5 protein-coding genes are annotated in these 2,849 nt (G+C 63.9%); all 5 read left to right on the top strand.

Annotation, left to right across the window (positions count from 1 at the left end; translation table 11 throughout):
* The first annotated feature begins 221 nt into the window (after positions 1–221).
* The 5 genes from L880_RS0125510 to L880_RS0125490 all read left to right on the top strand — a co-directional run bounded on the left by L880_RS0125510 (position 222) and on the right by L880_RS0125490 (position 2,471).
* Complete coding sequence (locus L880_RS0125510; protein WP_009242153.1) at positions 222–662, top strand: single-stranded DNA-binding protein; 441 nt, start codon at positions 222–224, stop codon at positions 660–662.
* 2 nt (positions 663–664) lie between these two features.
* A complete protein-coding gene (locus L880_RS0125505) occupies positions 665–844 on the top strand; it encodes a hypothetical protein (protein ID WP_009242152.1) in 180 nt (59 codons plus the stop codon).
* A gap of 82 nt (positions 845–926) precedes the next feature.
* Positions 927–1,754 (top strand): DUF932 domain-containing protein, encoded by an 828-nt coding sequence (locus L880_RS0125500; RefSeq protein WP_013723334.1) that lies wholly within the window; start codon positions 927–929, stop codon positions 1,752–1,754.
* 69 nt (positions 1,755–1,823) lie between these two features.
* Complete coding sequence (locus tag L880_RS0125495) at positions 1,824–2,132, top strand: hypothetical protein (protein ID WP_009242150.1); 309 nt, start codon at positions 1,824–1,826, stop codon at positions 2,130–2,132.
* 108 nt (positions 2,133–2,240) lie between these two features.
* On the top strand, positions 2,241–2,471 hold the full coding sequence (locus L880_RS0125490; protein WP_017510837.1) for a hypothetical protein: 231 nt from the start codon (positions 2,241–2,243) through the stop codon (positions 2,469–2,471).
* The last annotated feature ends 378 nt before the right edge of the window (positions 2,472–2,849 follow it).

The raw sequence follows: 2,849 nt of genomic DNA, 5'->3' as shown, positions 1-2,849 counted from the left end.
GTTCCGGCCCCCAAACCCCGCCCCGAGGCTCCAAGGTAGCTTGCCTGAACCCCGAAGAAACACAAGCCGGGAACCCGCGAAAAATCAGGCTTTTTTCTCTCACAAACTATTGACGGTCAATAGTTTTATGGTACAATATGACTCATGGTGTAGGAACAAAGAACGGTTCTGCACCAGGCAGCAAAGACCACCATCAACCGAGCAAAAAAGGAGCTTCGATCATGGCCAGCATCAACACTTTCACCATCGTGGGCAACGTGACCAAGGACGTGGAATTGCGCTACACGCCCAGCGGCACGCCTTCCGTGACCTTCACTGTCGCCGTGGATAACGTCTATTTCGACCGCGACGGCAAGAAGCACGAAGAAACCGACTTCATCCCGGTGACGACCTACGGCAAGCAAGCCGAGAACGACGCCAAGTTTCTGAAGAAGGGTTCCACCGTGGCGGTGATGGGCCGGATTCGTAGCTGGTACAAGCAGGCCGAACGCAAGGGCGGTTTCAACTTCGAGGCCGAGCGCGTGCAGTACCTGGGCCGTCCCAGCGGCAACCGTGCAGGCGGTGACGCTGGCCAGCAGCAGCAAGGCCCCGGCAACGCCGAGCACGACGACTGGATGCGCGACTACGACAGCACCGAGCAAGCCGGTCAAGGCCGCCGCTAATCATGGCCAGCAGCTTTACCCGTGATGAGCTTTTCGATCTGGAATATGCAGTGAAAAACCTCATCGACGACAAAAAAGACTACTGCCCGAACGAAGAAGGCACCGCCGAGGCGGTGGCCCGCTTGGAAGACCTCCAAGCCAAGATTCAAGGGATGTTGCGCGAATCCGCGCCGCAGACCTGAACAACCGACAGGCCCGGCGAGCAGGCCGGGCTTATCGGCCCTTTGATCCCTAGACCATCATCAACTCACTGGAGAAATGACCATGCAACTCGCAAGCCGCTTCCGCAATGCTTCCGGTATCCGCGCCGACATGCCCCTGTCGGATGACCAAATCCGCGCCGTGGCCCCCTCGATTTTTGCCGAGGCCGCCCACGAAAGCCGCTCCGCGCGTTACACCTATATCCCGACCATTGACGTTCTGAACGGCCTGCGCAAAGAGGGTTTCCAGCCCTTCATGGTTTGCCAGACCCGCGTGCGCAACGAGGAAAAGCGCGAGCACACCAAGCACATGATCCGCCTGCGCCACGCCGACCAGATCGCCGGCCGCGAGGCGAATGAAATCATCCTGCTGAACAGCCACGACGGCACCAGCAGCTACCAGATGCTGGCCGGCATGTTCCGCTTTGTGTGCTCTAACGGCATGGTATGCGGCGAGACAACCAGCGACATCCGCGTGCGCCATAACGGCGACGTGGTGGGCGATGTGATCGAAGGCGCTTTCAAGGTGCTGGACAGCTTCGAGGAAGCCACCGCCCAGCGCGAGGCCATGCAGGTGCTCACGCTCAACCAGGGCGAGCAGGCCGCCTTTGCCCGCGCTGCACTGGCCCTGAAGTACGACGACCAGGACAGCGGGGCTGTGCCCGTGACTGAATCCCAAATCCTGGCCCCGCGCCGCTTCGAGGACCGCCGCGACGACATGTGGACGACCTTCAACCGCGTGCAGGAAAACATGATGAAGGGCGGACTGCGCGGCCGCAACCGCAGCGGCCGCACCACCACAACGCGCCCGGTCAACGGCATTGACCAGAGCGTTAAGCTGAACCGTGCCTTGTGGGTGCTGGCCGAGGAAATGCGCCGCCTGAAGGGCTAACCCGAGCCGCCCGGCCACGCTGGACGCGCGGCCGGGCATCCCTCCCGCCACTACACGAAGGACGACACCATGAGCAGCCACCACGAATGGGCCGAGGAAGTCACCGCCCAGCACGACGCGCAAAAGCCCTATGCACCCGAGAACGGCCAGCCCTTGCGATTCAAGGCCGGTGATCCGGTGATTTACACGAACCCGGCAGGCATTGAGTTTCCCTTGCGCGTCACCGGCTTCTATCAGCGCCCGGCTTCGCCGTGCGGCCAGTACGCGAACGGAGCGCGCTATCTGCTGGACTGGGATTGCCCGTGGTTCCCGGTTCCTGAATCCCGCTTGCGCCTGGATGAATCCCGCGCCGTGCCCGAGCTGGAGGCCGCCGCCTAAATCGGAGCGCCGTCCGCTGGCCGGCGCTGCAACCCGCTGACGCGCACCAGGGCGAGCAGGCCCGCGCGTGAGCTTCACCCTTAGACCATCCAACCCGAGGATATGACCATGAGCAAGACCGCCGCCGACACCGCCACCAACGAACTGATCCGCCACGCTATCGCGGCATGGGGCTACTTGGTGCGCTGGGGTTCCCGCCTGACCCTGGCCGAGTTTGCGGCCGTGATCCGCCGTCACTCGTCCCATGAACGCGCCGAGGCCCTGGCCGCCGCGCTCGAATCGGCCACGGGCTTTGTGGCCCGCGACTGGCGCGGCTTCCGCGCCAACTGGCAATGCTGATGACCACCGCCCGCCTGCGCGGGCGGGCGCTCTTGGGGCTGCGCCCCGCCGCGCGGCATCCTGCTGGGCTTGGCCGGCACGGCTTCGCCGTCCCGGCGTGGCCCTTTTTCGGGTGTGCGCCGTGGGCGTGAGAGCTGGCCAGGGCTTTGGTGCCCGCAAGCCGAAACGCGGGCTTTGCCCGGTATGTGCAAAGCGCGGCATGACGCAATGGCGGGCTACGCCTGCGGGGATGCTCCGCTGGTGCCAGTATTGCCAGCACAGCGAAGGGCAGGGCGTCTATGACCTGTTGCACCAGGATTCCCGCCGTCGTTAGGGCGTCTCCCCTACGGGGCCGGGCTTTCGTGCTGCGCATCGAGCCGCCTGCGGCGTCTCGCCCCT

The sequence above is a fragment of the Curvibacter gracilis ATCC BAA-807 genome, from assembly GCF_000518645.1.
GTDB lineage: Bacteria > Pseudomonadota > Gammaproteobacteria > Burkholderiales > Burkholderiaceae_C > Curvibacter > Curvibacter gracilis.
The sequence above is the reverse complement of the archived record's forward strand: the minus strand, read 5'-3'. Positions and strand labels throughout refer to the sequence as shown.